The organism is Haloarchaeobius salinus (assembly GCF_024464185.1).
Lineage (GTDB): Archaea > Halobacteriota > Halobacteria > Halobacteriales > Natrialbaceae > Haloarchaeobius > Haloarchaeobius salinus.
Genome location: NZ_JANHAU010000001.1, coordinates 56,824 through 83,784 on the forward strand (window position 1 = coordinate 56,824; position 26,961 = coordinate 83,784).

The 26,961-nt window shown below is 69.7% G+C and carries 24 protein-coding genes; 7 read left to right on the forward strand and 17 right to left on the reverse strand.

The annotated features are described in order from the left end of the window. Positions 1-23 precede the first annotated feature (23 nt). The 10 genes from NO345_RS00260 to lipA form a co-directional block, all read right to left on the reverse strand. A complete protein-coding gene (locus NO345_RS00260; RefSeq protein ID WP_256295725.1) occupies positions 24-428 on the reverse strand; it encodes an Hsp20/alpha crystallin family protein in 405 nt (134 codons plus the stop codon). 171 nt (positions 429-599) lie between these two features. Then, positions 600-1,406: a prephenate dehydratase gene (gene pheA, locus NO345_RS00265; RefSeq protein ID WP_256295726.1), complete on the reverse strand. Its 807-nt coding sequence runs from the start codon at positions 1,404-1,406 to the stop codon at positions 600-602. Between the two features lie 51 nt (positions 1,407-1,457). Beyond that, positions 1,458-1,652, reverse strand: a complete 195-nt coding sequence (locus NO345_RS00270) for a hypothetical protein (RefSeq protein WP_256295727.1) — start codon at positions 1,650-1,652, stop codon at positions 1,458-1,460. Between the two features lie 73 nt (positions 1,653-1,725). After that, positions 1,726-1,920, reverse strand: coding sequence for a DUF7837 family putative zinc-binding protein (locus NO345_RS00275; protein ID WP_256297578.1), 195 nt, complete (start codon positions 1,918-1,920; stop codon positions 1,726-1,728). A gap of 78 nt (positions 1,921-1,998) precedes the next feature. Further along, positions 1,999-3,465 carry a dihydrolipoyl dehydrogenase gene (gene lpdA / locus NO345_RS00280; protein ID WP_256295728.1) on the reverse strand — a complete coding sequence of 489 codons (1,467 nt, stop codon included), beginning with the start codon at positions 3,463-3,465 and terminating at the stop codon, positions 1,999-2,001. A gap of 107 nt (positions 3,466-3,572) precedes the next feature. Further along, entirely contained in the window at positions 3,573-4,340 is a 768-nt protein-coding gene (locus tag NO345_RS00285; RefSeq protein WP_256295729.1) for a helix-turn-helix transcriptional regulator, read from the reverse strand. Positions 4,341-4,649: 309 nt separating this feature from the next. Continuing rightward, the gene (locus NO345_RS00290) at positions 4,650-6,227 is read right to left on the reverse strand and encodes a dihydrolipoamide acetyltransferase family protein (protein ID WP_256295730.1); all 1,578 of its coding nucleotides are present in this window, start codon (positions 6,225-6,227) and stop codon (positions 4,650-4,652) included. Between the two features lies 1 nt (position 6,228). Beyond that, complete coding sequence (locus NO345_RS00295; RefSeq protein WP_256295731.1) at positions 6,229-7,236, reverse strand: alpha-ketoacid dehydrogenase subunit beta; 1,008 nt, start codon at positions 7,234-7,236, stop codon at positions 6,229-6,231. 3 nt (positions 7,237-7,239) lie between these two features. Further along, complete coding sequence (gene pdhA / locus NO345_RS00300) at positions 7,240-8,349, reverse strand: pyruvate dehydrogenase (acetyl-transferring) E1 component subunit alpha (RefSeq protein WP_256295732.1); 1,110 nt, start codon at positions 8,347-8,349, stop codon at positions 7,240-7,242. 477 nt (positions 8,350-8,826) lie between these two features. After that, a complete protein-coding gene (gene lipA, locus NO345_RS00305; protein ID WP_256295733.1) occupies positions 8,827-9,771 on the reverse strand; it encodes a lipoyl synthase in 945 nt (314 codons plus the stop codon). Between the two features lie 154 nt (positions 9,772-9,925). Between lipA and NO345_RS00310 the strand changes: the two genes are divergently transcribed. The 3 genes from NO345_RS00310 (at position 9,926) to NO345_RS00320 (ending at position 14,734) form a co-directional block, all read left to right on the forward strand. Next, positions 9,926-11,353 carry an MATE family efflux transporter gene (locus NO345_RS00310; protein WP_256297529.1) on the forward strand — a complete coding sequence of 476 codons (1,428 nt, stop codon included), beginning with the start codon at positions 9,926-9,928 and terminating at the stop codon, positions 11,351-11,353. Between the two features lie 520 nt (positions 11,354-11,873). Then, positions 11,874-14,219 (forward strand): DEAD/DEAH box helicase, encoded by a 2,346-nt coding sequence (locus NO345_RS00315; protein WP_256295734.1) that lies wholly within the window; start codon positions 11,874-11,876, stop codon positions 14,217-14,219. A 41-nt stretch (positions 14,220-14,260) separates the two neighbouring features. Next, entirely contained in the window at positions 14,261-14,734 is a 474-nt protein-coding gene (locus NO345_RS00320) for a hypothetical protein (RefSeq protein ID WP_256295735.1), read from the forward strand. A 26-nt stretch (positions 14,735-14,760) separates the two neighbouring features. Here NO345_RS00320 and NO345_RS00325 read toward each other — a convergent pair whose 3' ends face one another. Further along, the gene (locus NO345_RS00325) at positions 14,761-15,417 is read right to left on the reverse strand and encodes an HAD family hydrolase (protein WP_256295736.1); all 657 of its coding nucleotides are present in this window, start codon (positions 15,415-15,417) and stop codon (positions 14,761-14,763) included. Positions 15,418-15,534: 117 nt separating this feature from the next. On the opposite strand from NO345_RS00325, the gene NO345_RS00330 reads away from it, so the two are divergent. Together NO345_RS00330 and endA are read left to right on the forward strand one after the other, a co-directional pair. Next, a complete protein-coding gene (locus NO345_RS00330) occupies positions 15,535-16,290 on the forward strand; it encodes a topoisomerase DNA-binding C4 zinc finger domain-containing protein (protein WP_256295737.1) in 756 nt (251 codons plus the stop codon). A 66-nt stretch (positions 16,291-16,356) separates the two neighbouring features. After that, the gene (endA, locus tag NO345_RS00335) at positions 16,357-17,391 is read left to right on the forward strand and encodes a tRNA-intron lyase (protein ID WP_256295738.1); all 1,035 of its coding nucleotides are present in this window, start codon (positions 16,357-16,359) and stop codon (positions 17,389-17,391) included. Between the two features lie 174 nt (positions 17,392-17,565). On the opposite strand, the gene NO345_RS00340 is transcribed toward endA, so the two are convergent. Next, positions 17,566-18,492 (reverse strand): winged helix-turn-helix domain-containing protein, encoded by a 927-nt coding sequence (locus NO345_RS00340; protein WP_256295739.1) that lies wholly within the window; start codon positions 18,490-18,492, stop codon positions 17,566-17,568. 52 nt (positions 18,493-18,544) lie between these two features. Next, positions 18,545-19,771 carry a tryptophan--tRNA ligase gene (locus NO345_RS00345; RefSeq protein ID WP_256295740.1) on the reverse strand — a complete coding sequence of 409 codons (1,227 nt, stop codon included), beginning with the start codon at positions 19,769-19,771 and terminating at the stop codon, positions 18,545-18,547. A 246-nt stretch (positions 19,772-20,017) separates the two neighbouring features. On the opposite strand from NO345_RS00345, the gene NO345_RS00350 reads away from it, so the two are divergent. Next, positions 20,018-22,414: a DUF7282 domain-containing protein gene (locus NO345_RS00350; RefSeq protein ID WP_256295741.1), complete on the forward strand. Its 2,397-nt coding sequence runs from the start codon at positions 20,018-20,020 to the stop codon at positions 22,412-22,414. Here NO345_RS00350 and rio1 read toward each other — a convergent pair whose 3' ends face one another. Beyond that, complete coding sequence (gene rio1 / locus NO345_RS00355) at positions 22,415-23,299, reverse strand: serine/threonine-protein kinase Rio1 (RefSeq protein WP_256295742.1); 885 nt, start codon at positions 23,297-23,299, stop codon at positions 22,415-22,417. Between the two features lie 56 nt (positions 23,300-23,355). Then, on the reverse strand, positions 23,356-23,640 hold the full coding sequence (gene eif1A / locus NO345_RS00360) for a translation initiation factor eIF-1A (protein ID WP_256295743.1): 285 nt from the start codon (positions 23,638-23,640) through the stop codon (positions 23,356-23,358). 141 nt (positions 23,641-23,781) lie between these two features. On the opposite strand from eif1A, the gene NO345_RS00365 reads away from it, so the two are divergent. After that, entirely contained in the window at positions 23,782-23,979 is a 198-nt protein-coding gene (locus NO345_RS00365) for a DUF7470 family protein (RefSeq protein WP_256295744.1), read from the forward strand. Here the strand turns inward: NO345_RS00365 and NO345_RS00370 are convergent. Together NO345_RS00370 and NO345_RS00375 are read right to left on the reverse strand one after the other, a co-directional pair. Continuing rightward, a complete protein-coding gene (locus tag NO345_RS00370; protein WP_256295745.1) occupies positions 23,976-25,961 on the reverse strand; it encodes a DUF460 domain-containing protein in 1,986 nt (661 codons plus the stop codon). The genes NO345_RS00365 and NO345_RS00370 overlap by 4 nt on opposite strands. Positions 25,962-26,050: 89 nt before the next feature. Next, on the reverse strand, positions 26,051-26,932 hold the full coding sequence (locus NO345_RS00375) for a PhzF family phenazine biosynthesis protein (protein ID WP_256295746.1): 882 nt from the start codon (positions 26,930-26,932) through the stop codon (positions 26,051-26,053). Positions 26,933-26,961 lie beyond the last annotated feature (29 nt).

The following is a 26,961-nucleotide window of genomic DNA, read 5'->3' on the forward strand; positions in this document are numbered from 1 at the left end:
TGCCGTCGCTCCCGGTGCGTCGCTCACTCGATATCGATCCGGTGGCCCTCGTCGGCCTCGGCCTTCGGCGCGGTGACGGTGAGGGTGCCGTTCGAGTAGCTCGCGCCGATGGCCTCCTCGTCGACCGGCTCGGGGAGCCGGATGCTGCGGCTGACCGAGGACCGGCGCTCCTGGTGGACGTAGTGGCCATCGTGCTCCTCCGCCGACTCCTCCTCGCGGCTCGCGTCGATGGTGATGGTGCCTTCGGAGAACGTCAGCTCGATGTCCTCGGTGTCGTAGCCGGGGACGTCCGCGACGATCTCGTACTCGTCGCCGTGGTCCCGCATGTCGACCGGCACCGATTCCAGCGTGGGCATGCCGCGCTGCTCGAACTGGCGGCCCATGCGGTCGAACATCTCCTCGAGTTCTTCGAACGGATTGCGTCGCATTGTATCCGACATATACGACGGGCGCACACTTAAACACCGCGTGTGGATGCGTAGCTCGGTGGACGAACAGGTGGACTGACCACCGGGCAGTGTGTCTCCGCACGGCCGCGAGACGCCGTCCGTCGATGCGCAGGCCACGCCGGGTGTGGTCCCGGCTTCCGATAAAAAGAGTCAGTCCAGCACGTGCTCGACATCGTACGACCCGAGCACGCGTACCCAGCCCGCACTCGCCAGCTCCTCCACGTCCTCCAGTGCGGCCTGCGTCCGCTCCTCGAACAGCCCGGCGTCGACGTCGACGTGGAAGGCGTAGTCACCGAGGCGCTCGCCGGACGGACGGGACTCGAGCCGTGAGAGGTTGATGTCGCGGTCGGCGAAGGGCTGGAGGAGTTCGAGCAGGAGCCCGGGGTAGTTCGCGCCGGGGTAGACGACGAGGGTTGTCTTCCCGCCGGCCTCGGCGCGGTCGGCGGGCGGTGCGACGACGAAGAAGCGGGTCGCGTTCGAGGTGCGGTCCTGGATGTCCTCGGCGAGCAGCGAGACGGTGTCGTCGGCGGTGCCGGGGTGGGCGATGGCCGCGACGGTGGCGTCCCCGCGGGCCCGTTCGACCCCGCGGGCGGTGCTCGCGACGGCCTCGCGCTCGACCTCGGGGTAGTGCTCGTCGAGGAAGCCGCGGCACTGCGCGAGCGCCTGCGGGTGGCTGGCGACGGTATCGAAGGCCTCACCCTGGGCGAGCAGCGCGTGCCGGATCGGCGTGACGACCTCGCGCGTGACGGCCACGTCGAACTCGGCGAGGGCGTCCAGCGTCTCCGTGACGCTGCCCTCGATGCTGTTCTCGATGGGGACGACACCGCGGTCGGCGTCACCCTCGGCGACGGCCTCGACGATGCTCGTCACGGACTCGCGGAACTCGACCCCGTCGGCGACGGCGCTGGCGGCGCGGTGCGAGTACGTCCCGGCGGGCCCGAGCGTGACGACTGTCATGGCTGGCCGTACAGCGCTGCCGGGCAAAAGGCCGTCGGGGCGACAGGGTGGTCAGCCCCGCTCGTCGGTCCCGGCCTCCGTGGCGTCGTCACCGGGGAAGTCCTCCTCGGCGAGCACCAGCCCGAGGGTGAGGAACACGATGCCGAGCGCGAGGCACGAGCCCCACAGCGCACCGTCACCACCGACCGAGGCAGCGGCACCGATGGTCGTGAACATCACCCCGGTGACGAGGAACGCTGCCTGCATGGTGCTAGCACGACACAGTGGATTAGATACGTACCGATGGCCCGCACACGACGGATAACGGAGCAGGCGGACGCTACGCCGGATGCACGACGACCTCGCAGTCGGGACACTCCGCGAGGAGCTGCGGCCAACCGTCGGCCGGCTCGTACACCGCGAGCAGTCGCCCGGGCGGAATCGACACCTCGCAGTCCGGACAGCGACCGAGGAACCGCCGCAGCGCCGTGCTGTCGCTCCCTCCCATGCGACGGTGTTGGGACTGTTCGGGCATTGTTACGAGCCACCTATGCGACGGCGGGGACAGCCTACCGGAGCAAAACGTATCGGAGCCGTCCGTCGGTCCGGTCGTTCAGCGGTTCAGCGTGTGGATGGCGTGACCGAGCGCGTTCTCGGCGGCCTCCATCGTCGCCTCGGCGAGCGTCGGGTGCGTGTGGACCGTCGAGGCGACGTCCTCGAGCGTCGCACCCATCTCGATGGCGAGTCCGAGCTCGGCGACGAGCTCGCTGGCCTCCGGGCCGACGATCTGTGCGCCGAGCACGAAGCCACTCGGCTCGTCGGCGACGATGCGGACGAAGCCGTCGGTCTCGTTGGCGGTCATCGCACGGCCGCTGGCGTTGAACGGGAACTTGCCGGTGACCGGCTCGAAGCCCTGTTCCTCGGCCTCCGCCTCGGTCAGGCCGACGGTGCCGATCTCGGGCGAGGTGAACACCGCGGCGGGCATCGCCTGGTAGTCGATGGCCGAGGGCTCGCCGGCGATGACCTCGGCGGCGACCTGGCCCTCCGTGCTGGCCTTGTGTGCGAGCATCGGCTCGCCGGCGACGTCGCCGACCGCGAAGATGTGGTCCTTCTCGGTGCGGGCGCGGTCGTCGGTCTGGATGAAGCCGTGCTCGTCCGTCTCGATGCCGGCGGCCTCGAGCTCCATCGTGTCGGTGACGGGCTGGCGGCCGACCGCGACGAGTACCTTGTCCGCGGAGAGCTCGAGGGGCTCCTGTTCGTCGTCCTCTTCGGCCTCGGCTGCCTCGCCACCGTCGGCGGCGGCGGGCGTGGCGGTGACGACGACCCCGTCGCCCGATTCCTCCCAGTCCTCGGCGGTGTAGCCGAAGTGGAACTCGACGCCGAGCTCCTCGGCGTGCTTGCGGACGACGCGACTCACGTCGTCCTCGTACGGTGGCAGCACGTCGTCGAGCATCTCGATGACGGTCACGTCGGTGCCGAGACGGGCGTAGACCCCGGCGAGCTCCATGCCGATGTAGCCCGCGCCGACGACGACCAGCTCGTCCGGGACGGTCTGGAGGTCGAGCGCGCCCTCGGCGGAGATGACGTGCTCGCCGTCGAACTCGAAGCCCGGGATCTGGATGGGCCGCGAGCCGGTGGCGATGATGGCGTGCTCGAAGTCGATGGACTCGCTGCCCTGGCCCTCGCCGCCGTGGACGACGCGGACCGAGTTCTCGCCGGCGAACTCCGCGGTGCCCTCGACGAGGTTGACGCCGTTGGCCTTACAGAGCTTCTCGACGCCGCCGGTGAGCCCGTCGACGACCCCGTCCTTCCAGTTCATCATCTGCGAGAGGTCCACGGCGGGGTTCGCGTGGATGCCGAGGTCCTCCGCGTTGCCCGCGTCGTGGGCGAGCTTCGAGCCCGTGATGAGCGCCTTCGACGGGATGCAGCCCCGGTTGAGGCAGGCCCCGCCGTAGGCGTCGCGCTCGACGAGCGTCACGTCGAGGTCGAGCTGTCCGGCGCGGATGGCGGCCACGTAGCCCCCCGGACCCGCGCCGATGACCAGTACGTCCGTGCCAGTAGTGACGTCTCCGACGACCATACTACAACACCCAACCAGCAGCCATAAAAAGCCGCAGGAATTGCCAGCGCCGGCAGTGCCCGGAGACGAAGCCGCGGTTCGGGCCGTCGCGTGTGGGCACGTGACAGTCACCCCAGCCGGTCCGCCCGCTCCCGACACGCCTCGAAGACGCCGCGAGCCCACGCGACCGCGTCCGGATCCTCGGTCGTCGCCATCGCCGTGACCGTCCCGCTCTCGCCGTCGTAACCGGGTATCACGAGGGTGTCGTCGTAGATGGCGACGTCGAGCGGTGGGTCCTCGACGAGGTAGGTCGCGGTCGTGCCCATCGCCATGAGCTCGCCGTGTCCATCGGCGTACTGGTCGAGGACGCCCTCGAACGCCGCCCGCGTGAGGACCCACTCGACCGCGACGCCGCTCCGGATGACCTCGTACGTCCGCTCCATCACCGTCGGCGACCCGAAGGTGGTCGTGACGCCGACCATCTCCCGGCTGGTGTCCGCGACGATGCCCGCGATCTCCTGATCGATGCGGTACGGGGCCGACGGGTCCGCGGTGAGGACCGTCGCGTCGGTGAAGAGGTGGGTGTTCGAGACGAGTTCGGGGGCGTCGACCCGTGCAAGAACGGGTGCCAGCCTGCGCGCGCCGACCATCCCCTCCTCGAACGACTCGACGTGCGTGAGGACGGCACGGCCGAAGCCCGTGACCCGGTAGCCGTCAGCGCCGCGTGCCAGTAGCCCACGCTCGGTCAGCGCGTTCGTCGCCCGGTACGCCGTCGCCCGCGAGACCCCGGCACGTTCGGCGATGGTGGAACGGTCCGTCGGGCCGCCTCGACAGGCCGCGAGAACGGGTGCGCGTTGCAGCAGGGCGACGGCATCGACGACGGCATCCCGGTCCATGTAGTCGTATTCGAGGGGGGTGAGTTAACCGTTCGCAAACTGAGACTGCGTCTCACGGGTGAGACGGCGTCTCAACGGTGCCTATAACCCAGGGTCGTGCGTCCGTACAGTCGGGCAGACCGAATCGGGAAGACGGTTCGGGGGGACCGTCACGGTACTGCCGAGTGTGCGACCGTCGGGGGGCGGTCGCCACGGGGGGACGGAGCGGTACACTCGACCGGAGCAGCCGCTTCCGTGCGACAGTTCTGACGCGAGTTTCCACCCCGAAAAGATGGGGCGAAAGACCGGAACGGTGACGTGGAACCCAGCCTACTCCAGCAGGAGCAGCTTCGGGTTCTCGAGGTACTTCTTGACCTCGTTGGTGAACTGCGCACCGTCGGCCCCGTCGATGACGCGGTGGTCGAACGCCAGCGACAGCGTCAGCACGTGGCGGATCTCGATGGAGTCCTCGCCGTTCTCGTCGGTGACGACGCGGGGCTTCTTCTTGATCTCGCCGAGCGCGAGGATGGCGGTCTCGGGGTAGTTGATGATCGGCGTGGCGTACTCGCCACCGATGCCGCCGATGTTCGTGATGGTGAACGTCCCGCCGCGCATCTCCTCCAGCGCGATGGAGCGCTCGCGGGCCTTCGAGACCAGCTCGTTCATCTCCGAGGAGAGCTGGAGCAGGCCCTTCCGGTCGGCCTGCTTGACCACGGGGACCATCAGGCCCACGTCGGTCGCGGTCGCGACGCCGATGTTGTAGTAGTTCTTCTTGACGATCTCCTCGTTCTCCTCGTCGAGCGAGGAGTTGACGACGGGGAACTCCTTCAGCGCCGCCACACACGCCTTCATCACGAACGGCATGTACGTCAGCTTGATGTCCTTCTCGGCGGCGTGGGGCTTGAGCTCCTGGCGGGCCTCGACGAGCGCGGTCACGTCGACCTCGTCGTGGTGGGTGACGTGCGGGGCGGTGTACTTCGACTCCGCCATCGCGTCGCCGATGGTCTTGCGCACGCCGCGGTAGGGCTCGCGGACCTCACGTTGCTGCGGCTCGCCCAGTGACTCGCCGGCGGCCATCGCCTGCGCGTCGGCCTGCTGGGCCTGCTGCTGGGCCTGGGCGTACTCGCGGACGGCCTCGGGCGTGACGAACGCCTCGCCGTCTTTCGTCTCGTCCGTCGGCACCGCGTTCAGGTCGACGCCCTCGTCCTCGGCGAGCTTGCGCGTCGCCGGGGCGGCCAGCGTCTTCTCGCGGTCCGCGGCCTCGACGCTCGACGGCGCGGCCGTCGTCGTCGTGCTCGCGGCCGCCTGGCCGCCGGCAGCGCCTGCGTCGGCGGACTCGCTCGCGGCGGCACCGTCGTCGCCTGTGGCGGTCGCCGGTTCGGGTTCCGCCTCGTCGCCACCCTCGGCGTGGGTGCGCACGTCGGCATCGGTGACGCGGCCCGAGGGGCCGGTGCCCTCGACCGCGCCGATGTCGACGCCGAGTTCGCGGGCGAGCTTCCGGGCGCTCGGCGGCGCGAACACGCGACCCGAGGGCGTCTCGACCTCCTCGGTGTCGCCGGCGGGTTCGGCGGCTTCGGGTTCGGCATCGGCTGCCTCGCCAGCGTCGCCCTCGGCGCTCTCCTCGCTCGCGCCGGAGCCGCTGGGCGTCGTGTCGTCGAGGTCGTCCTCGCCCTCGACGTTGTACACCATGATGACGTCGCCGACGGGCACCATCTCGCCCGCCTCGGCGAGCAGTTCCTTCACCGTGCCGTTGTACGGCGAGGGGACGTCGACGGCGGCCTTGTCGGTCTCGACCTTCGCGACCGGCTGGTCCTCCGTGACGGTGTCGCCGGGCTCGACGAGCCACTCCAGCAGCTCGCCCTCGGCGACGCCCTCGCCCACGTCGGGAAGCTTGAATTCCTTGGGCATGTCAGAAGCTCACCGCGTCGCGGATACCCTTCTTGATGCGTGCGGGCTCCGGCAGGTAGTAGTCCTCGAGCGCGTACAGCGGGAACGGCGTGTCGAAGCCGGTGATGCGCTCGACCGGTGCCTCCTGGTACAGCAGCGCCTCCTCCTGGATGATAGAGGCGATCTCGCCGCCGAGGCCGCCGGACTTCGGGGCCTCGTGGACGACCGCAGCGCGGCCGGTCTTCTTGAACGACTCGACGATGGTCTCCTCGTCGAGCGGCGAGATCGAACGGATGTCGACGACCTCGACGTCGATGCCGTCCTCCTCGGCGAGCTCCTCGGCGGCCTCCATCGTCGGCCGGGACATCGCACCCCAGGTGAACACCGAGATGTCGGTGCCCTCGCGGCGCACGGCGGCCTCGCCGAGCGGGACCTCGTAGTCGTCGGTCGGGACCTCGTCGCGGAACGCGCGGTAGATGAGCTTCGGCTCGAGGAACACGACCGGGTCGGGGTCGCGGATGGCCGAGATGAGCATCCCCTTCGCGTCGTACGGCGTGCTCGGGATCTGCACCTTGAGGCCCGGCTGGTGGGCGAACATCGCCTCCGTCGACTCGGAGTGGTGCTCCGGGGCGCGGATGCCGCCGCCGTACGGTGCGCGGACGACCATCGGACACGTGAACCGGCCGCGGGAGCGCGTCCGGATGCGCGCCGCGTGGCTCACGATCTGGTCGAACGCGGGGTAGATGAAGCCCATGAACTGGATCTCGGGCACGGGCTTCAGGCCGTAGGCGGCCATCCCGATGGCCGTGCCGACGATGCCGGACTCGGCCAGCGGCGTGTCGATGACGCGGTCCCCGCCGAACTCCTCGTAGAGTCCTTCGGTCGCGCGGAACACGCCGCCGTTCTTCCCGACGTCCTCGCCCATGACGAGCACGTCTTCGTCGTTCTTCATCTCGGTGTACAGCCCGTCGCGGACGGACTGCACGAGCGTCAGGTTCTCCGTCTCGGATGCAGTGTCTTGCGTTGCCATGTGTTAGTCCTCCAGGAGTGCGTCGTCGCCGAACTCTTCGCGGACGCTGTTGAACCACTCCAGCTGTTCGTCCAGCTTCTTCGGCATGCCCGCATAAACGTGTTTGAATATCTCTTCGGGGTCGGGGCGCTCGACCGCCTCGGCGGCGGCGATGGCGTCGGCGACCTCGTCCTCGATCTCGCCCTCGATGGCGTCGACGCGCTCGTCGTCGAGCAGCCCGTGCTGGCGCAGGAACGTCTCCATGCGCGGGATGGGGTCCTTCTGCTTCCAGCGCTCGACCTCCTCGTCGTCGCGGTAGACGGAGGGGTCGTCGGCGGTGGTGTGCGCCCCGAAGCGGTACTGGACCGCCTCGATGAGCGTCGGACGCAGCTCGTCGTCGTCGGGGTTCTTCGCCTTCTCGACGGCCTCGCGTGTGACCTTGTACACCGCCAGCGGGTCCATCCCGTCGACCTGCACGCCCTCGAAGCCGTAGGCGGTGGCCTTCTGGGCGATGGTCTCGCTCGCGGTCTGCTTCTCCCGCGGGACCGAGATGGCCCACTGGTTGTTGTTGCAGAAGAACACGTTCGGCGTGTCGAAGACGCCGGCGAAGTTCAGCCCCTCGTGGAAGTCACCCTCCGAGGTCGCGCCGTCGCCGAAGTAGCAGATGAACGCCCTGTTCTCGTCCTTGAGCTTCGACGCCCAGGCCGCGCCGGTCGCGTGGGGGACCTGCGTCGCGATGGGCACCGCGGTGGTGAACATGTTCACGTCGTCCGGGATGTCGTTGCCGGACTCGTGGCCCATCCAGGTCAGCAGCGTCTTCTCCAGCGAGACGCCACGGACGAGCGCCGCGCCGTGCTCGCGGTAGGACGGGAACAGCCAGTCGTCCTCGTCCAGCGCGTGGGCGCTGCCGATCTGGGCACCCTCCTGTCCGGAGAGCGGGGGGTAGGTCCCCATGCGTCCCTGGCGCTGGAGCGAGACGGCTCGCTGGTCGAAGTGGCGGGCCAGGCGCATCTGTTTGTACATCTCGACGAGCTCGTCGTCGTCGACGTCCGGCACCTCCGCGTCGTCGAGCACCCGGCCCGCGTCGTCGAGCACCTGTACGCGCTCTCGGGGGTCGTGCTGGATCGTGCTCACGGTAGAACCCACCTTGACATGTATCGAATGTCTCCCGCTCAGGTTATATGGTTTTCGTAAAAACGTTACTATCAACCCGATTCTTGCCATACAGTCGCACAGATTTGCGATTTTCGCCCGGAAGCTGAACGGATTTCCAGTTTCTTTGGCCAATAGCCGTTCGACCTAGGTTCCTCACGGTCTTCTATCCTCAATTCTGGACGAATGGGCGGGAGTTTATTCGGTCGTACGCGTGTGGTTCTGTACCGATGATGTGGTGTGTTCCCGTGGGGCGTTTTTCGTCGGTGGAATCGGTCTCGTGAGATGTGCGATTCCGTCGGGCGACGTTCCGCGCGGGGATGCTGGAACGAACGAGGCCACGGCCACTCGCGCCGCCGCTCCACGACCGAACCCGCACCGCAGCCTCACGCCTCCCCCAGCCGGTTCCTCACGGGCACGCACCGGGCGGAAAACCGGGGACTCCCGCGAGCGGTCGGGTCAGTCCGAGGCAACCCGACGCGCCTGTTCCCTGGCCTCCTCGACGCTCTTGCCGTCCCGGAGCACGGCGTCGACGAACAGCTCGCCGGCCTTGTACGACGAGCGGACCATCGGGCCGGAGGCACAGTAGAGGAACTCGAACTCGTCCTCGGCGACGTCCCGCCAAGTGTCGAACTCGTCGGGGTGGACGTACCGCTCCACGTCGAGGTGGGTCCGCGACGGCTGGAGGTACTGCCCGAGCGTGACGATGTCGAGGTCGATCTCGGCCAGGTCCGAGAGGGTCTGCCAGATCTCGTGGTGGTACTCGCCGACGCCGAGCATCAGGCTCGTCTTCGTGTAGATGTCGGACTCGCGGGCGACCTGCTCCAGCACCGAGAGCGACTGCTCGTAGCCCGCGCGGCGGTCCCGGACCGGCCACTGGAGGCGCTCGACGGTCTCGACGTTGTGCGCGATGACGTCCGGCCCGGCGTCGATTATCTTGCGGACGAGGTCGGGTTCGCCCTGGAAGTCGGGGATGAGCACCTCCACCAGAATCCCGGGGTGGCGCTGCTTTATCTCGCGGATGGTCTCCGCGAAGTGACCAGCGCCCTGGTCGGGGAGGTCGTCGCGGTCGACCGACGTGAGGACGACGTAATCGAGCCCGATCTCGGCGATGGCCTCGGCGACGTTCGCGGGCTCGTCGGGGTCGAGCGGCTCCATCCCCCCCGTCTCGACGTCGCAGAAGTTACACCCGCGCGAACAGCGGTGGCCCATCAGCATGAACGTCGCCGTGCCGCCGTCGCTGCTCCCGTTGCGGCCGCTCCAGCACTCCCCGAGGTTCGGGCAGTTCGCCTCCTCGCAGACGGTGTTGAGGTCGTGCTCGCGCAGCGTCCGCTTGATGTCGGTGAACTCCCGGCCCGCCGGCGGCCGCATCTTCAGCCAGTCGGGCTTCCGCGAACGGCTCATACCGAGAACTCCGGTCCGGGGGCAGAAAAAGCGTCGGGGTTCCGGCGACGGCCGGTGAACCTGACACGGAGATTGCATTCTCTCCCAACAGCCGTCCATCGGTAATGGTCGACAGAGTTTTGTGCCAGTCGCGTACCAGTGCAATAACGAGCAGATGTTCGACGTGTCACCGGACGACATACGAACGGGGTCCATACCGAAGGTGCTCGTCGCGCTCGCGGCACCGCTGGTGGTCCAGAACCTCGTCCAGGTCGTCCAGCAGGTCGTCGACGCCTTCTGGCTCGGCCGCATCGGCGAGGCCGAACTCGGGGCTGTCGGTCTCGTGACGCCGCTGACCTCCATCCTCGTCGCACTCGCCGTCGTCGGGCCGATGGTCGGCTCGCACGTCGTCGTCTCACAGCGCGTCGGCGCGGACGAGGAGCGAACGGCCCGACGCGCCGCGTTCAACGGCGTCGTCCTGACATTCCTATTCGGTTCCGTTGCCGCCCTCCTCGCCTTCTTCTTCGCCGACCCGCTCGTCCGCGCGATCGCCACGGTCAACCCCGATGCCCCGGCCGTCGCCCCTGCCATCACCTACTTCACCGCCTACGCACCCGTCTTCCTGTTCATGGGTCTCTCGGACTCGCTCGAAGCGGGATTCCTCGGCTGGGGTGACACCCGGGCGACGCTGTACGTCAACGTCACCGCCGTCGCCGTCAACGTCGTCCTCGACCCGGTGCTCATCTTCGGCTACGGCGTCCCCGGCTTCGACGGGCTGGGCATCAGCGGCGCAGCCCTCGGCACCGCGGGCGGCTACGCGGCCAGCTTCCTGCTCGTGCTCGCGTTCGCGCTCGGCCTGCGCAGTTCCTTCCGGCTCACCCGCGAGGACGCCCACGTCTCGCTTGCGGACTGTCGCGAACTCCTCGACGTCGGCTGGCCCACCGCCGGCCAGCGCGTCGCCCAGGACGCCGTCCGCATCGTCGTCGTCGTCCTCGTCTTCGTCGCCGGGGGCACCGCCGGCCTCGCTGCCTACGTCATCGGTGCCCGCGTCGCCAGCGTCGCGTTCATCCCCGCCAGCGGCCTCCAGCAGGCGGCCCAGTCGATGATCGGGCAGAACCTCGGCGCGGGCCACACCGAGCGCGCCCGCTCGACCACCTGGACCGGCGTCGGTATCGCCGTCGTCGCGCTCACCCTCGCCGGGGTCGTCCAGTGGCTCGTCCCCGGTGCCCTCGCGACCGTCTTCGTCCCCGACATCGCGCCGCAGGCGCTCGCGTACACCGTCGACTACCTCCAGATCCTCGCGCTCGGCTACTGGGCCATCGGCGCGGGCTACCTGCTGCGGGGCGGCTTCAACGCCGCCCGGCGCACCAAGACCAGCATGGTCGCCTCCCTCCTGCAGTACTGGGGCGTCCGCCTCCCCATCGCCGCCGTCGGCGTCTACCTGCTCGACGGCGGCGTCCAGTCCATCTTCTGGGCCGTCACGCTCTCGAACGTCGCCGTCGCGCTCGGCCTCGCCGCCTACTACTGGTACGAGACCAGCGACGGGATGCTGGAGCGCGCCGCCGCCAAAGCGTCCGACGCTGCTGCCGAATCGGCCGGGTGAACGCCGACTATCGACCCACAGGAGTTTACACCTGTTGTAAACTTTCTACCACCAGCGCGCGCTGGCGAGCGTGTCGAGCGAAGCGAGGTCTCCGCGAACGCAGTGAGCGGAGGGCAGCGAGACGACGGAGGAGTCTCGCCAGGCCGCGAGCCATTCCGCGCGAGGGACGAGGAGCGCAGCGGAGCGAGCACCGCAGGAGGCTGGGGAGGCGTGAGGTGCGGTGCGGTCGGGTGTCCCCGTGGGCGAGCCTGCGAGCGAACGGGGGCTCGTCGGAGCTTGCTCCGACGGTGGGACTGAAAGGGGCGAGGTTCTCGGTGAACCTCGACGAAGCAAGGACCGGAACGGAGTGAGGACCGCAGCGAGTCGCGAGAGCCGAGAACCTCGGGGCTTTCTGGCTGTTCGTCACCGGACCAGAGAAACAGGAATCGAGCCAGCCACGTCACGAGATAACACGCACCAGTATCACTTTCGCTCCGCTACGGAAACGCCTTTGACCACTCGGCCCCCGGACACACACAGAATGGAGGTCGCCGAGGTCGTCCCCGATTTTGCAGACGCCTTCGCCTTCGACGAGTTCAACCGGATGCAGCGGGAGGCGCTGCCCGCGCTGCTGGACTCGGAGGCGAACGTCGTCGCCAGCGCGCCGACCGCGAGCGGGAAGACGGCGCTCGCCGAGCTCGCCATCTGCAAGACGCTGGATTCGGGCGGGACCGCGCTGTTCATCGCGCCGCTGCGCGCGCTGACCAACGAGAAGGAGGCGGACTGGGACCGCTTCGAGGAGCTGGGCTACTCGGTGTACGTCGTCACGGGCGAGCGGGACCTGAACCCGCGGCGCGCCCGCCACGCGGACATCCTCGTGATGACGCCGGAGAAGCTCGATTCGGCGACGCGCAAGCACGACACGGCGCGGTACGACTTCATCACGGACGTGGACGTCTGCATCATCGACGAGGTGCACCTGCTGGATTCGGACCGGCGGGGCGCGACGCTGGAGGTGACGGTGTCGCGGCTCCGCCGGCTCTGTGACCCCCGCGTGGTGGCGCTGTCGGCGACGATGCCGAACGTCGACGACGTGGCGGCGTGGCTGGACGCGCCGCCGGAGGCGACGTTCGAGTTCGGCGACGAGTACCGGCCGGTCGACCTGAACGCAGGCGTGAAGACGTACACCCACGGCGAGAACTCCTTCGCGGACAAGTACCGCCGGCTCTACCGGGCGCTCGACCTCGCGGAGCCGCACCTGAACGAGGACGGGCAGGCGCTCGTGTTCGTCTCCTCGCGCCAGGACACGGTGCAGGCGGCGAAGAAAGCCCGAGACGAGGTGGCCGAGCGCGACGTGGACATGGGCGCACGCGGCGACTACGACTTCCACACGGAGACCCAGCAGCTCGACAACGACACGCTGCGGAACTCCTGCATCGACGGGGTGGCGTTCCACCACGCGGGCCTCTCGAAGAACGACAAGGACCTCGTCGAGGAGTGGTTCAAGCAGGGGAAGCTCCAGCTGCTGTTCTCGACGTCGACGCTCGCATGGGGCGTGAACATGCCCGCCCGCTGTGTGGTCATCCGGGACACGAAGCTGCACGACCCCCTGGAGGGCGAGGTGGACATGAGCCCGCTCGACGTGCTCCAGATGCTCGGCCGGGCCGGGCGACCGGGCTACGACGACGTGGGCTACGGCTGGGTCGTCTGTGACGGGTCGGACGCCGGGAAGTACCGACGCCTGCTCCGCGAGGGCAAGGAGATCGAGAGCAGACTGGCGGAGAACCTCGACGCGCACCTCAACGCCGAGATCGCGATGGGGACGGTGCAGGACCTGGACGACGTGATGAGCTGGCTGGAGACGACGTTCTACTACCAGCGCGCCCGGTCGAACCCCGAGGCGTACGGCTTCGAGGACCGCCGCGAGCGCGTGCGGACCGTCCTCGAATCCCTCGTCGAACGGGGCTTCGTCGAGACGGGCGACGACCTCGCCATCGAGTCGACCGGGCTGGGCGTGCTGGCCTCGAAGTTCTACCTCAGACTCGACACCGCGGAGCGCTTCTACGACCTCGCGACGAGCGAGGGAATCGACGAGAAGGCGGTGCTCGGCGCGGTCGCGACGGCCGCCGAGTTCGACAGCGTGAGCGCGCGCCAGTCCGAGAAGGAGGCCGTCGACGACGTGCTCGTCGGCAACGACACGGGCGACATGGACGCCGGCGCGCGGAAGGTGCTCGCCATCCTCGTCGGCTCGATGAACGGGACGACGCCGGGCGACCTCCGCAGCGACGCCTGGGTCATCAAGCAGAACGCGCTGCGCCTGCTCGCGGCGTTGCAGGCGTTCCTCGACCGCTTCGCCGACCCGAACGCCGCGAACTGCGCGCGCCGCGCCGAGGCCCGCGTCGAGAACGGCGTCGCACCCGACGCGGTCGGGCTGACCGCCATCGACGGCGTCGGCGCGGGCCGTGCCTCGAAGCTGGCGAAGGAGGGGTTCGAGACGCCCGGCGACGTCGCCGACGCCGGTCCCGGCGCACTCGAGGACGCCGGGCTCTCGGCGGGCGTCGCCGAGCAGGTCCACGAGGGCGCGTCGGGACTCCCGAACGTCGCCGTCGAGTGGGGCGACTTTCCGGACACCGTCGCCCGCGGCGAGAACGAAATGTGCGAGGTGACGGTCCGGAACACCGGCGACGGCGCGAACGCCGGCGTCCGGGTGACCGTCAACGGCGTCGAGATGACCGCGACCGAGACGTACCTCGACGGCGAGGCGACGGTCCCGGTCGGCGTCTTCGGTGCGACCGACGACGTGCTCTCCTACCAGGTGTCCGTGGCGTTTCCCGACCTCCCGCTGGTGCCGGTGACGGCGACGCGGACGGTGCAGGTCGAGGACTGACGGCGAAACCCGTTAGTGAGTACCACCAGAACGGGGACGGTATGGACCCGGACGAGCGCGTCGACGTCCTGCGGTACCCCGTCGACGGTGCGGGCGACCGTGTGCTCGCGGTGCCCACCGGGAAGGGGGAGACCATCGTCCGGGAGCGCCGGGACCGTCGTTCGGAGCGGCGGGAGCGGCGAATCGTCTTCTGGATCGCGGTCCCGCTCGTCGCCGTGTTCATGACCGTCGGGCCGGCCGACATCATCGGCCTGCCGAGGTGGACGCCGGTCGTCGCTGGGCTGGCATCGCTGTCGCTGTTGTGGTGGCTGTTCACCCTGGTCGACGCACACCGTGACACGGGGGTCCCCGAACTCGTCGCCACCGACTGCTCGGTCGCGACGGCCCGGAGTCGGTGGAACGCCACGGTGGTCGACGCACGCCCGGCCCGCGAAGCGGGCGACGGCGGCGACATGTCCGCCACGTGGACGGCGCGACTGCTTCGACCGGCGGACGAGCGCGTCGAGCGCGAGTGACAGCCGGCTACGGTGCCGGCCCCGGCTCAGCCGCCCCGCCCGAGCAGTTCGTCGACGGTCGCGAGCAGGTCCGCTGGCGAGTCGACGACGTGGTCGGCGGCGGAGTGGTCGAGCGCGTCGTCCGCGCCGGAGACGTAGCCGATGCAGGTGCAGTCGGCGGCGACGGCCGACGCGATGCCGTGCTCGGAGTCCTCGACGGCGACGCAGCGTCCCGGCTCGACACCAACGACGTCGGCCGCGTGCTCGTAGATGTCGGGTTCGGGCTTGCCCGGAGCGTCGATGTCCTCGGCGCTGATGCGGGCGTCGAACGCGAGGTCGAACCGCTCGCAGACCATGGCGATCCAGTCCTGCGGCGAGGAGGAGACGACCGCGACGGGCACGTCCGCGCGGGCGGCCGGCAGCCAGTCCTCGAAGCCCGACAGCAGGGCGGCGTGGTCCGTGTATATCTCGGCGGCCGTCTCGTCGAAACGCTCGACCCAGGCCTCCTTGCCGACGGCCACGTCGTAGTGCTCCGTGAGGTAGTCGTGTATCTCGCGGTAGTTCATCCCGGTTATCTCGCTGGGTTCGACGGTCGCGTCGGGGACCGCCCACGGGAGGATGTCGCGCTCCTCGCGCTCGACCCAGTAGTGCTCGGAGTCGACGAGCACGCCGTCCATGTCGAACAGGACCGCCTCGTGGTGCATACGCTCGCTCGGACCGCGAGCCGTATCGGTCCGTCGGTCACGGCGACCGACCACGCGGTCGAGCCGCCGGGGCGACGCGTCCCACGGTTCAAGTACCGGAACGGGACCAGAGGGGGTATGTCGGATACCCTCCGCCTCTTCGTCGGCGACTGTACGGCGACGTTCGAGAACGGCGACCGCACCGAGCACCGCGGACAGGTCGCCGTCGTCGTCAAACCAGACGACACCGTCCTCGTCCACGACGCCGACGGCTACCAGCCGGTCGCGTGGCTCACCCGCGCCGACGCGGTGGCCGTCACGACCGACGACGGGCTCGACCTGACGGCCCACGACGGCGACCGGACGCTCCGTGTCCGCTCGCACACACTCCACCTCGCCGGCTCGTACCCCGTCTCCGACGCCGGCGAGCCGGTGGGGCACTGTCCCGACTGCGACGGCGCACTCGTGCGGACGACCCGCGCGGTGACGTGCCTCGGCTGCGACCGTCGCTACGGCATCCCCACCGACGCCACCTGCCACGGCGGTCGCTGTGACTGCGGCCTCCCCCGCATCCGTGTCGAGCGTGGCACGCCCATCGACTGCTGCGTCGACTACACCTGCGAGTCCCTCTACGAGGCCGTCATCGACCGCTTCGACCGCGCGTGGGACTGCCCCGACTGCGGGGACGACCTCCGCGTGTTCCGCAAGGGCGGCCTGCTCGTCGGCTGCGACGACTACCCCGACTGCGACGCGACCTACAGCTTCCCGGCGGGCAGCGTCGTCGGCGACTGCGACTGCGGCCTCCCCGTGTTCGAGACCGGCGGCGGCCGGCGGTGTCTCGACTCGGCGTGTGACGGGGTCGTCGAACCGGCGAGCGTCGACGCCGTACCATGAGTTGACGGGCCATCCCGACCGGGTCGGACCGTCACCGCTTTGCGGCGCGGGAACGCAGAACTCCCCATGAACGGACACATCGACGGCGGCGTCGTCCGCGTGGGGGGCGACGCCCGTCAGCGGTTCCACGACTCGCGGGGGTACGGCTACCCGACCGACGGGAACGCCATCGCCCTCGCGCCGGTCGAGGCCGCACACCTGCTCTACCGGGGTGACCTCGACACCGTCGACGGGATGGCGTTCCGGACGTTCGTCCGCGACGCCAGCGGCGACGGCTTCGTCCCGCGGTTCCTGGTGTACGCCGACCTGCGGGAGCGTGGGTTCTACCTCTCACCCGCTCGCGAGGCGTGGCTCCAGCGCGTCAGCGCACGGGACGCGGACCTGATCGTCTACCCACGGGGGAAGGGGCCGGGCGACGGCGAGGTCGCCTACCGCGTCAGGGTGGTCGGCGAGCGACAGTCCATCCCGGCGGCCGCCCTCGGCGACTGCGTGCTCGCGGTCGTCGACGAGGAGAGCGAGATCACGTACTTCGAGACGGCCTGTCCGGACCCCACCGGCACGGCCGACATCGACCTCCCCACAGGCGTGGACGCCGACCTGCTCGCCGACCGCGCCGTCTGCTGGGGGCCGCCGGCGACGCTGTACGAGTCGGGGTTCTACGGCACGCCGCTGGCGGGGCGGGACGCCGACCACGACGCGCTCCAGCTCTCGCTCGTCGAGGCGGCGTACCTGGCCGAGCGGGGGGCCATCGCGCTCGACGCGGCGACGGTCCGGGAGCGCGGCCGCACCGTCGAAGGCGACCGGTTCGGGCGGCGGCTCCGGACCTACAGCGACCTCCGCGAGCGGAACGTCGTGCCCAAGACCGGGTTCAAGTTCGGGGCGGACTTCCGGACCTACGCCGAGTTCGAGGACATCGACGAGTTCGGCCACTCCGAACTGCTCGTCCGCGTGCTCCCGGCGGGCCACGTGTTCTCGCCGCGCGACCTCTCGCTCGACGTGCGACTCGCCAACGGCGTCCGCAAGCAGATGGTGTTCGCGGTGGTCGACGAGGCCGACGGCGAGCCGCCGACGTGGCTCCGGGCCGGTCGGCTGACCCCCTGAGTCGGGGCGGGAGCGTCCCGGTGTCGCCGACGTTCGTGACGATACGACCGCGAACAGCCGTGCGAAGTCGCGGTCGCCGAGCGGTGACCGCACAGCAGAACGGGCGGCCGGGCCCCGAACCAACGTGGGCAGAGCGACGGTTCTGTGAGCCCCGGAGCTGATGGCTTCGCTGGGTCATTCGACGAGAGGCCGGTCGGTCGGTGGCGCATCGGCGACGCTCCCCGCGTCCGTCGACACCACGTCGACGCCTCCGTCGACGGTGAGCGAGAGCGCGTCGTCGCCCAGTGTGACGGTCACGCCGACCCGCAGCGGGTCCTCGGAGACGACCGCCGGTGCGGCCGTGAGCCACGGGAGCTGCCACGAGGGGAGCGCCCCCACGTCGAGCCCGTGCTCGTGGTAGAAGGCGACGACGGCCGGGTCGTGCACCACCGCCTCGGGCACCGTGGATAGGACCACTTCGCCGCAGCGTCCGCACTCGTACTCGACGTGGACGTCCGTCGCCTCCGCGAACTTCGCGGCCCGTGACCCCTCGTCGACGGCGGGCGCGACCCGCGCCTCCGTCGGGCCCTGACAGGCCATGCAGAAGCCGCCGGCGACGCCGGCGACCCGGGTACGGAGCCAGCGGTCGAACAGCACCGGCGCGTCGGTGCGGTCCCGGCCCTCGAACACGCCGGGTGGCACGTTCGCCGACGCGACCGCGTAGTCGCAGTCGAGACACGCGATGGTCGCCCGCTCGTCCTCGTAGGTCAGCGCGACCTCGCCGCCACAGTCGGGGCAGGGGTCGCCGGTCGAGACGGGCCCGTCGAAGCCGCCGTCCTCGTACTGCCCGGCGAGCATCGCCGCGACGACCATCCCGCCGGCCGCCCGCAGCGTGTAGCCCCCGTCGGTCTTGCGCACGAAGCGGTCGCAGAGCTTCGTGAGGTGGTAGTTGAACTGCCCCGAGTCCCGGGTGCCGACCCGTTCGCGCAGCTCCGAGAACGGGAGCGGCCCCTCCCGAGCCGCCGCCCACAGCTCGTGCAGGATGGCGACCCGTGTCTCGTTGCCCAGCGTCGCGAAGGCCTCACCCGGTCCGGACCAGTCCGCCTCGTCCCGTTCGTTCATGTCGAAGGTGACGCGGCCGACGGATATCGCGTTATCGCCGCTATCGGGTGGACTAGCCCCGCAGCCCCACCGCCCGTCGGGCACGCTCGCGCTCCGCCTCGGTCAGCCGATAGGGCGCGAGCTCGGATTCGAGGTCGCCCAGTGCCGCCCGACGGCGCTGGTGTTCGGACAGGAACTCGCCGATGCGGTCCGCGGCCAGCTCCTTCAGCTCGCCGCTGAGCAGCTCGCCTCCCCGATACGCGGACTCGATGCGGGCGAGTTCGTCGTCGTCGCGCTCGAAGAAGAACCGGAGGTACTGGAACGGGACGTCGACGCTCGGGTCGCCGCCGTGCTCGCGGTGCTCGGCGACGCTCGCGCGACCGCCGGTGAACGCGTGTCTCCGGACGATGTCGCGCACGTCGTCGGGGTCGTCGGTGAGGTCGATGGTCGGCACGTCGTCGCTGGCGGACATCTTCCCGGGGCCGTCGAGCGTCGGGAGGAACCGCCCGAGCAGCGCGCCCGGCTTCGAGACGGGGAACCGCTCCTTCGCGGCCACGTCCCGGCAGACCCGGATGTGCGGGTCCTGGTCGACCGCGACCGGCACCAGCGTCGGGTGCTCGCCGTGGATGAGCTGTGGGAGGAGCAGGTGCGCCGCCTGCACCGCCGGGTAGAAGGAGAGCCCGACGTTCTCGGGGTCGCCGTAGGTCGCGTCGACCGTCGACTGCGTGAGGTGCTTCGCGAACGCGCTCGCGACCGGGTACATCACGTCCGCGTCCTCCGTGTCGACGACGATGGTCGTCCGCTCGGGGTCGAAGCCGACCGCGAGCAGGTCGCGCAGGTTCTCGTCGCGGTACGCCGAGATCTCCCCGTAGGTGAGGTCCTTCGAGTAGTACTTCTCGTCGTCCGAGAGCGGGATGAGCACCTCCGCCCCGGTCGCGTCCTGCAGCTCTTTCGCGAGGTAGAACACGAGCGCGTGGCCGAGGTGCATCGGTCCCGAGGACCCGACGCCGGTGACGATGGAGTGCGTCTCGCCCGCCTCGGCAGCGTCCAGATACCGGTCGACGCTCCGGCCGGCGTAGTAGATGCGCCGCCGGAGCATCGGGTGGTCGGGGAACCGGCGAATCTGCTCGTCGGTGAGCCGGTCCGCCCCGAACCGTTCGAGCAGGCGGTCGTAGTCGACCGTGCCCGAGACGTCGTAGGGCGTGACGGTGAAGTCGTCCCCGTCGTCGTTGGCTGCGTTCGTGTCGTCGGCCGGTGTGTTCGAATCGTGCTGTGCCGTCGTGGTGTCGTCTGTCGTCATGCTGTGGATGGTGGAACCGCTGGCTGGCGAGCGATGCGCGAGAGAACGAGTGAGCACCGCGCCGCCGGCGACCCGGTTACGCCGTGTCGACGCCGAGCGCGATACTGTCCGCTCCCGAGAACCCGTGCCAGCGCCAGGCGGGAGCGGACTCCATACCCATACGTAGTCGGGCACGAGGTTTCACCGTTTCGGAGTCTGTCGGACCCAGCACGAGACTTATACCCACCGAGCGAGCAGTCCTGTGATATGTCACGCCCTCCGCAGTTCGTGACGGCCATCACCGTACTGGTCGTCACGGCGACGCTCCTCCCGGCCGTCGGCGCGGGTGCGCCGACGGGTGGGACCGGTGGCCCGGTCGAACCCACGACATCGGCGGCGGTCGTCGAGCCGAACACGGGCACGACGACGGTCGAGAACGACACGGCGGTTAGCCTCTGGGCCGGCCCACCGGGGCTCGCCGAACGAGTCGACGACGCCGACGACCTGCCGGACCACATCGGCAACGTGTCCCGACGGTCGAACGTCGTTCCGACCAACGCGTCGCTCGTCGTCCAGGTCCAGCTTCCGGGACTCGACGGGCAGGTCCGGAACGCCACCGGCGCGAACCTCACCACGCGGTTCCTCTCCGTCGCGGACGACCCCGAACTTGGCCTCACGGTCAGAGCCTGGCAGAACGGGCCGATTGAGCCACGGTTCGCCGCGCTGAACCCGACGAACACGACGGTCGTCCGTGGTGACTCCCCGGACACGTACCACCTCGTCATCGAGCCGCGCGAGCTGTCCGCAGTCCGGGTCACCGGGGACGCCGAACTGGACTACGTCGGCAACGGAACCGGCGGGCCGCTCACGTTCGCTCCGGCCCCCGACGAACTCGAACCTGTCGAGATGGGGTCCGGCCAGCTCTACTTCGACGTGAGCTTCGCGCACGACGGCGGCGCGCCGGAACAGACACGCCTCCCCCGAACACCGGCCACGCTGACCGTCGCGCCCCGCGAACCCGGCATCGCGCTCGCCGACCGGGCGAACGCGACGGTCCACGGGACGACCTCGCTCCCGCCCGGCACCAGCGTCGACGTGCGCGTCGAGACCGCCGACGGGGCGACCGTCGCAACGACCACCGCGACGGTCCACGCGAACAGCTCGGGGCCGGACATCTGGCCGGGGAGGCCGAACGGCTGGTCCACCACCATCGACGCCGCCTCACTCCCGGAGGACGCTGACCTCTCCGTCGTCGCGAGTGCGGACTGGGGCGAGCACCCGGTGACCGAGCGCGTCGACGCCGCGGTCGTGCCGAACGAGTCGCTCGCCGAGCCGCGCCTCCGGATTCAGCGCGTCTCGAACGACACCGACCCGACGGACCTCCCGGAGTACGTCGGTCTCGACGGTCCGAGCACGCCGACGGTGCTGGTGGGGGACGACCTCGTCGTCACCGTCCAGTCGGCCGTCATCGCCGCCGAGGTCGAGGATGCACCCGGCGACAACCTGACCGAGCGGTTCGCGGCGGCGTGGGAAGGTGACACGAGACTCCTCGTTGGCTACGACTACCGACCCGGCCACGCACCACCCCGGGTGTTCGACCTCGCCGACGCGGCGAACGTCACCGTCGTCGCTGGCGACGCACCGGCGACGTACCACGTCGTCCCGGACCGCTCGACGGCCGACATCTTCCGGGGGGAACCCGGCCCCGACGTCAGGGAGCCACGCCTGGAGTACGTCTACGAGGGGTCGACGTACCTCGTCGGGTTCAACCTGTTCGACGAGTTCGCCCCGGAGCCGACTGGGCTGCCGCCGAACAGGACGGCCGTGGTCGAAACGACCGCGGCAACCATCACGGACGGCACCGCCGGGACGATACTGATCCCGCCGTCCGGAAACGTCACCGTCACCGGCCGGACGTCGCTCCCGCTCTCGGGCCCGATAACCGTCGAGCTCCTCGACGCGAACTCGTCGACGGTGCTCGAACGGGAACGGACGAATCCGAGCCCTCCCTTCGATTCACGGGCGGAATTGACGTCCCAGTTCGCCGTGACGTTCGACCACGACATCGAACGGGGAACCGACTACGTCGTCCGGGCCACGTTCGACGGACGGACCCTCACCGAACCGGTGCCACTCGAAGTCGTCCCCCGCGAGGCGAGCCTGGGGTTCGAAAACCAGACTACGCAGTGGGGTGTCTCGCTGAACGAGACCGATCTCACCCACGGTGGCCTCGTCGTCCTCCGGGAGGGGAGCGCCGACGGTCCGGTCCTCGGAACGGAGTTCATCTATCCCGGGAACGCCCGCGTCGGCATCCAGTTCGACGACGCCATCGACGAGCCGACGACCGTCGTCGCGGTCGCCTACCGCGACGTGAACCGCAACTTCGAGTTCGACACCGCCGACGAGCCGTACCGCGAGGGCGGCGAGCCCGTGACCGCGACGGCTGTCGTCCGACCGCCCGAGGAGACGGCAACACACACGCCGACCGCGACGACACCGGCCGACACGGCCACGACGGAGCCGACGCCCACCGCCACGACGCCGACGCTCGGGCTGTCGGACCCCGCGGACACCGACGACGACGCGGTCCCCGGCTTCGGCGTCGGCGGGACGGTCGCCGCGCTCGTCGCACTGTGCTCGCTCCTCGCGCTCCGTCGCCGATAATCAGAACCGCTCGTCGTCCTCGACGACGAACTCGTAGAGCTCGTCGCCGGTCACGTCGATGCCCTGCCGGGAGAAGAACGCGGCGACGTTCCGGCAGTCCCGTTCGAGGAACTCCCCTGCGTTGGGATGGTGGACCGTCACGGCCTGCCCGAGGTCGATGACCACCAGCTCGCCGTCGTGGATGACCATGTTGTACTCCGAGAGGTCGCCGTGGACCAGCCCGGCGGTGTGGAGCCGGCGCATGTACTCGCGGACGACCTCGTAGGCCGTCTGTGGGTTCTCGACGTTCACCTCGGCGAGGCGCTTCGCCCGGCCCGCCTCCGCGCCGATGTACTCCATCACGAGCACGTTCCGCTCGACGGCGAGGGGGTGCGGGACGCGGACGCCGGCACGGCGGGCACGCTGGAGGTTCGCGTACTCCTTGCGGACCCAGGCGATGACGACCTGTGACTTCTTCCCGCCGATACCCTCGAAGCGGGGGTCGCCGACGAGGTAGTCGCGCATGTCGCGGAAGTCCGAGGCGTTGATGCGGTACACCTTGATGGCGACCTCGGGGGCCTCCGCACCGAGCACGTCGGCCGCGCCGTCGCCGCCGAGGGCGGAGTAGACGTTGGCCTCCTTCCCGGTCGAGATGGGGCCGCCCAGCGCGTCGACCCAGCCGTCCTGGACGAGCTTGTAGAGCGCGGCGTAGGTCGCGTCGTCGAACACCGACGCCTCGACCTTCAGCGACTCGTTGTCCTTGATGCGCTTTCTGAACTGGTCGAACTTCCGGTCGCGCTTGCGGGCGATGCGGTCGGCCTCGGTGTCGCTCACGTCGATGGCCTCCCACTCGTCGCCCGGTTCGTCGACCGCCTCCGGTTCCACCAGTCCGTACTCGTCGCTCATCTACGGCAGGATAACGTGACGAACGCGTAAAAGCGTGGGTATCCCGGTACGGGTGCTCAGATGTGCCCCTCGTCGCGGAGCTGGTCGGCGTCCTGCTTGTCGTAGCGCCACGTGATGTCCGCCTTCTCGTCCTGCCAGTCCCAGGGCTCGACGAGCACGACGTCCTCCTCCCGTATCCAGACGCGTTTCTGCATCTTGCCCGGAATCCGGGCCGTGCGCTCGACACCGTCGGCACAGCGGACACGGACCCGGTTCGCACCGAGCATGTTCGTCACCGTCGCGAACACCTCGTCGTCCTCCGGCATACGCAGGTTGCGTCGGCCGCCGTCGTTGTCGCTCATGTGTCCCCGTATGGATGCCGACACTTTTAAACGGTCTGGAAATCCCCTCTGTCACTCCGAACCACGGCGTTTAATCGGCTCGGGGGTGGACTGGCGGACATGGCTGCCGACATGAGTCCGGGCGGAGGCTCGTCCGGTCCGATGAAGTACGCGCAGATGCTCGGGATCTCCGGCGCGATCGGGTTCCTGTTCGTCCTCGCAGGTATCGGGATCATCGCAATCGAGGGGTCGCTCGTCCTCGCCGCCGGCTTCGCGCTCGTCATCGCGGGGCTCGGACTCCTGCTGAAGGCGCTCGTGAGCAACGCGCTCGGGATGCTCGGGATGGGCGGGATGTTCTAGAAGGCGTTGCTCCCGGCCTCGTCGGCGCGGTGCTCGCTGATGAGCCGGTCGACCATCTCCGATTTCTGGTCCTTCTTGCGCTCCTCGGCGCGGCCCTCCCAGTCCTCGATGACGGCCTCGACGTCGTCCTCGCGGGCGACGGCGAGCTCGTCGACCTCCTGCATCGCCACGTCGGCGGCGGGTCCGACCGGGATCTCGTGCTCGAACAGCACCTCGTCGGCGACGTCGGAGAGCCCACCCTCCTTGAGGACGACGCGGGGCTCGTGTGCGACGAGCTTCTCGGCGGTGGATCGGCCGGCACCGGAGGCGTCGCGCAGGTAGACCACGTCGTCGGGGGCGAGCCCGTAGCTGTCGTGGGCGTCGTCGATGGCGTCCCTGGTGAACTTGTCGACGGGCTTGACCGGGACGAGCCCCCGTTTCTTCTCCTCGACGTCGGCGAAGTTGGAGTGGTCGAGCTTCCAGAGCTCCTTCAGCCGGGCGAGCTTGCCCTCCAGCGCCTCGATGGTCTCCTCGCGGTCCGTGACGTCGCGTTCGAGCGCGTCGTTCCGACGTTCGAGCCGGGTGACGGTGCGACGTTCGCGGGCCTCGCGGCGCTCCTCGCGACGGGCCTCCGAGAGCTCGGATTCGAGCTCGCTGATGCGGTCGTCCTTCTCCGAGACGGTGTCCTGCAGCTCGTCGACGTGGGACTGGAGTCGCTCGACCTGGCGTTCGAGGTCGCGGATGCGCTTCTCCTCGGCGGTCAGCTCCCGCGCGTCGTGCTCGTGCTCGTTCTCGGCCGGCTCCTCGTCCTCCTCGACGATGTCGGCGACGACGGCCTCGACGCTCCCGTTCCCGGCGAGCACGCGCTCGATGACGGTCCCACGGTCGAGATGGGGCGGGGTCTTCCGGGCGATGCGGGCGAACTGGTCCTCGTGGTCGTCGAAGGCGAACAGCGCGGCGGCGAGGGCGTCGCGCTCGTGGTCGTTGTCGTAGCCCGTCTCCCGGGTCCGATGTTGCTTCTCGTCGACCGGGAGGTCGGAAGTGGGGATCCAGGGCGCGGCGTCGAAGCTCCGGCGGACCTTCTCGACGGTCTCGGGCATGGGCTCCACGTCGGCGGCGACGACGACGGGCCGCCCGCGCTCGATGATCCACTCGATGACGGCGGCGGTGTCGGCGGTGCGCGTCGAGAGCACGTCGTGAACCTGGCCGTCGAGGGAGACGACGGCGACTGCCGTTGTGGTGCCGGGGTCCATCCCGACGATGACGTGGTCCCGGCGCTTCGCGAGAGGTTCGAACTCGATACCGTCGCGACGTTCCCGTTCGATCTCCACCCGCGTGTCGCCCGAGCGACCGCGCGAGACGGGGATGTCGGCGGGGTGTGCGTCGACGGTGAAGACGGCGTTGGCGAAGCCCCCGTACTTCTCGGTCGGGTCCATCTCGTAGTCCAGCCCGGCGTCGTCGAGCGCCGAGGCGACCTCGCGGGCGCGGGTCCTGACGTTGCCGTGGATTCGTCGGGTGTAGCGGTCCTGGCTCCAGCCGCCGCTGCCGGTCGAGCGACCGCGGGAGACCTTCACCGTCGTCGTGTCGGTGAAGGCGCTGACCTCGTAGCCGACGTTCGCGGCGGCCAGTCGGGCGGCGGCTTCGGCCTCCTGCATCGGGTCCTTGCCGTAGGGGACGCCGTGGCGGGAGGCGACGCGGGAGAGGGGTTCGGGCTGTTCGTCGCCTGTCACCTGCACGAGCCGTGTCTCGTCCGGCAGGCTGCCGAGGAAGCGCACGAGGGCGTCCTTGTCCTCGGCGAGTTCGTACATGTTGTCGGTGGCGACGATGGTCGGCGCCTCGTCGTCGATGCGGCGGCGCAGCTTCCGGTAGGTGACGACGTCGCGCTCGACGGACTCGCCGTCGAACACGACGAGCGCGTAGGATGGGGCGTCCCCCCTGACGTCCCCGCTCTGGATGTCCACGCCGAACACAACCGCGTCGAGGGCCGTGGTACGAGCGCTCACAGGCGGGGGTTGGGGAGGTATCTGTATAAATTTCGCGGGCACCGCACCGTCGACGGGACGGTCGTTCGTCGCGTGTATCGCTTCCGGACTCAGTACAGCTCGCCGCGTGCGACCGGGACGACCCGACCGCCGACCTGCACCTCGATCTCACCGTCTCCGTCGCTCCCGTCTCGCTCCCCGGCGACGAGGTGGAGCAGCGACGGCCGGCCCATCTCGTAGCCCTGCTCGACGACCACGTCGAGCGGTGCGTCGCGATGCCGTACCAGATACCCAGCCAGGCAGCCGTTCGAGGAGCCCGTCGCCGGGTCCTCCGTCACGCCGTAGAACGGCGCGAACACGCGGTCGGCGTAGTCGTGGGCCGAGTCGCGCGGCTCCGGACAGAACGCGAGGACGTTCTTCCCGTCGTGGTCGCCCGTCAGCGCCGCGTAGCCGTCGGGGTCGACCTCGGCACGTTCGAGCGCGTTCCGGTCGCGCAGCGGGACGACGACCGTCGGTAGCCCGGTCGACACCCACTGGACCGGCAGGTCGTCGCGGACGTCGTCCACCGAGAGCCCGAGCGCGGCGGCGGCCGTCCCGCGGTCGAACGTCCGTCCGAACTCGGGCGGCCGCTGGGTCATCCAGTACAGCGGGTCCTCGTCGTCGCCCTCCACGCGGACCGGCACGTCGCCGACCCCCAGATGGAGGGTGATCGGGTCCGGTTCGGCGGCGGCGAGGTGTTCGCGAATCACGGCCGCGGTCCCGAGGGTCGGGTGGCCCGCGAACGGGATCTCGCTGTTGGGCGTGAAGATGCGCACGTCCCAGCCGTCGTCGTCCCGGCCGGTGACGAACGTCGACTCGGAGTAGTTCATCTCGTTCGCGACCGCCTGCATCTCGTCGGTCGAGAGGTCGCCCGCGTCCGTCACGACCGCGAGCTGATTCCCGGCGTAGCGTTCCGTGGCGAACACGTCACAGAGGTGGAACTCGTGGGACACGGCACAGTGTGCGGGCGGCATCGTGAAAA

What these genes read in the sequence shown, in the direction of transcription:
- NO345_RS00260 (WP_256295725.1), bottom strand. Translation starts at nt 428, where the DNA reads ATGCGACGCAATCCGTTCGAAGAACTCGAGGAGATGTTCGACCGCATG.
- pheA (WP_256295726.1), bottom strand. Translation starts at nt 1,406, where the DNA reads ATGACAGTCGTCACGCTCGGGCCCGCCGGGACGTACTCGCACCGCGCC.
- NO345_RS00270 (WP_256295727.1), bottom strand. Translation starts at nt 1,652, where the DNA reads ATGCAGGCAGCGTTCCTCGTCACCGGGGTGATGTTCACGACCATCGGT.
- NO345_RS00275 (WP_256297578.1), bottom strand. Translation starts at nt 1,920, where the DNA reads ATGCCCGAACAGTCCCAACACCGTCGCATGGGAGGGAGCGACAGCACG.
- lpdA (WP_256295728.1), bottom strand. Translation starts at nt 3,465, where the DNA reads ATGGTCGTCGGAGACGTCACTACTGGCACGGACGTACTGGTCATCGGC.
- NO345_RS00285 (WP_256295729.1), bottom strand. Translation starts at nt 4,340, where the DNA reads ATGGACCGGGATGCCGTCGTCGATGCCGTCGCCCTGCTGCAACGCGCA.
- NO345_RS00290 (WP_256295730.1), bottom strand. Translation starts at nt 6,227, where the DNA reads ATGCCCAAGGAATTCAAGCTTCCCGACGTGGGCGAGGGCGTCGCCGAG.
- NO345_RS00295 (WP_256295731.1), bottom strand. Translation starts at nt 7,236, where the DNA reads ATGGCAACGCAAGACACTGCATCCGAGACGGAGAACCTGACGCTCGTG.
- lipA (WP_256295733.1), bottom strand. Translation starts at nt 9,771, where the DNA reads ATGAGCCGTTCGCGGAAGCCCGACTGGCTGAAGATGCGGCCGCCGGCG.
- NO345_RS00310 (WP_256297529.1), top strand. Translation starts at nt 9,926, where the DNA reads ATGTTCGACGTGTCACCGGACGACATACGAACGGGGTCCATACCGAAG.
- NO345_RS00315 (WP_256295734.1), top strand. Translation starts at nt 11,874, where the DNA reads ATGGAGGTCGCCGAGGTCGTCCCCGATTTTGCAGACGCCTTCGCCTTC.
- NO345_RS00320 (WP_256295735.1), top strand. Translation starts at nt 14,261, where the DNA reads ATGGACCCGGACGAGCGCGTCGACGTCCTGCGGTACCCCGTCGACGGT.
- NO345_RS00325 (WP_256295736.1), bottom strand. Translation starts at nt 15,417, where the DNA reads ATGCACCACGAGGCGGTCCTGTTCGACATGGACGGCGTGCTCGTCGAC.
- NO345_RS00330 (WP_256295737.1), top strand. Translation starts at nt 15,535, where the DNA reads ATGTCGGATACCCTCCGCCTCTTCGTCGGCGACTGTACGGCGACGTTC.
- endA (WP_256295738.1), top strand. Translation starts at nt 16,357, where the DNA reads ATGAACGGACACATCGACGGCGGCGTCGTCCGCGTGGGGGGCGACGCC.
- NO345_RS00340 (WP_256295739.1), bottom strand. Translation starts at nt 18,492, where the DNA reads ATGAACGAACGGGACGAGGCGGACTGGTCCGGACCGGGTGAGGCCTTC.
- NO345_RS00345 (WP_256295740.1), bottom strand. Translation starts at nt 19,771, where the DNA reads ATGACGACAGACGACACCACGACGGCACAGCACGATTCGAACACACCG.
- NO345_RS00350 (WP_256295741.1), top strand. Translation starts at nt 20,018, where the DNA reads ATGTCACGCCCTCCGCAGTTCGTGACGGCCATCACCGTACTGGTCGTC.
- rio1 (WP_256295742.1), bottom strand. Translation starts at nt 23,299, where the DNA reads ATGAGCGACGAGTACGGACTGGTGGAACCGGAGGCGGTCGACGAACCG.
- eif1A (WP_256295743.1), bottom strand. Translation starts at nt 23,640, where the DNA reads ATGAGCGACAACGACGGCGGCCGACGCAACCTGCGTATGCCGGAGGAC.
- NO345_RS00365 (WP_256295744.1), top strand. Translation starts at nt 23,782, where the DNA reads ATGAAGTACGCGCAGATGCTCGGGATCTCCGGCGCGATCGGGTTCCTG.